The 1,641-nt window shown below is 36.6% G+C and carries 3 protein-coding genes; all 3 read right to left on the minus strand.

Annotation, left to right across the window (positions count from 1 at the left end; genetic code table 11):
* The coding region (locus tag DOT_RS17955) for a S8 family serine peptidase (protein ID WP_040412727.1) at positions 1-610 on the minus strand (610 nt) is incomplete at its 3' end.
* Positions 611-842: 232 nt separating this feature from the next.
* Complete coding sequence (locus DOT_RS30630) at positions 843-1,010, minus strand: hypothetical protein (RefSeq protein WP_009621773.1); 168 nt, start codon at positions 1,008-1,010, stop codon at positions 843-845.
* 263 nt (positions 1,011-1,273) lie between these two features.
* The coding region (locus tag DOT_RS30635) for a hypothetical protein (RefSeq protein WP_009621775.1) at positions 1,274-1,641 on the minus strand (368 nt) is incomplete at its 5' end.

Below are 1,641 nucleotides of genomic sequence, written 5' to 3' on the forward strand. Positions count from 1 at the left end.
CAGAAATAACGGAGGATAAATTTGCAGGAAACAATAGATTGGAATCACTATAATCACCTGCTGCAGCAATAACATATATATTCTTGCTGGTTGCTAATTCAATTGCTTTTATAACATCTTGGTCTTCCTGATCCCCTCCTAAACTTAAGTTAATTATAGTTGCATTGTGTTCCACTGCCCATATTATTCCCTTAGCGAGGTTTTCTGGTGAAGTATGCCCATAAATATCCATTACACAAATCGGCATAATTTTTGTCTCAGGAGCAATCCCCCAAATCCCATCATCTCCAGAAGCGCATGCAACACTAATCATTCGAGTGCCATGCCCGTTTACATCGGTCACATCAGAATTGTTCTTTAGAACATTATATGCATTAACAATTCTATTTTCATACTTATTTTTTAATGCCGGACAAATACCCGTGTCAATAAATGCAATTATTTGGTTGGAACCTTTTGTTATTTTCCATGCTTCCTTTATATGTAGTTTTTCTATATTCCAACTGGCTTCATTTTCTGAACAACCAGAGACTGCAAAAAATATAATTAATAAAATAATAGTTTTCACATATTTTTTTTTACTAGCTTCATCTATTTCTATTATATTCAACTCCAAACTTTAAAAAAATATCTATTAATGATCTAGTGCCGAAAGATCTAGTTATCCTCAATCTCCGGTCGTTGGGATATCGTGGAATCGGCGAACTTCTACTCTTTTCTAAAATCTCTTTATGCATAAGGAACATTGTTTTTTAGGGTTTACACGTCCCCATCACTAGCTTACACATTTTCTTGATCCCTCGAACCTTCAACCTTCAGTTTGCTAGCTCTGTCGGCTCGTTTTAATACTGAGTTCGTTGCTTCAATGGCCGCCTTTTTACTGTGGATTCCTTCCGGTCTTCCCGGTTTGTTATTTTCATGCGGATCTCTTCTGCATTCAATGTCTCCATTGTGTAGAGGTCTTTAATCCCCAGCTTTTCTGTAAGACTCAGAAGGTTCCCCTTAAGCATTATGATGTCACTCGCCGTATTAGGAGCATTATAATGCTTAATTACTTGAACCGATATTTATCCGCGCAGGTTTCTGTAAGGTTCACCGCATAACATAGTTTCTTACCGCCTTTGTTCCGGTAGGTTGCATTCTGCTCATTAAGCAATAGAAACTAATAGAAGCGATTTAGATAAAATCTCTCGATTTTGCAGTAGAGTCATTAATATAAATAGAAGCTATAAAATTAGAACTATAGCCTCTATTTATATATAGAAATATTTGTTTAATAACCCGCGTCTGGTTGCGCTCCCATCTCTAGAAACACATAATAATCAGTAAAGTCCATCCAAACTCCGTAGCCATCATCCACGTACGATATAGTCTCCGCAATCATGCCAATTATGACAGCAACAATTCCAGCGACGACTCCAGTAGGCATATAAATTGCGCCAATAATAGCACCTTGAATAGCTATAGCAGCTGCCTGCTGTTTCATTAGATAAACTACTGTATTTGTTAAAGAATGATCCATTGCCAATTCAATACCCCACCAGAAATATCCAACATCATTTATACCATCTTGAGTAGAAAGATACTTTTTATTAGGATCATAGACTCTTAAAGAATCATCACTTTTTAATATACCCTCCC

Source organism: Desulfosporosinus sp. OT (genome assembly GCF_000224515.1).
Lineage (GTDB): Bacteria > Bacillota > Desulfitobacteriia > Desulfitobacteriales > Desulfitobacteriaceae > Desulfosporosinus.

What these genes read in the sequence shown, in the direction of transcription:
- DOT_RS30630 (WP_009621773.1), bottom strand. Translation starts at nt 1,010, where the DNA reads ATGCTTAAGGGGAACCTTCTGAGTCTTACAGAAAAGCTGGGGATTAAA.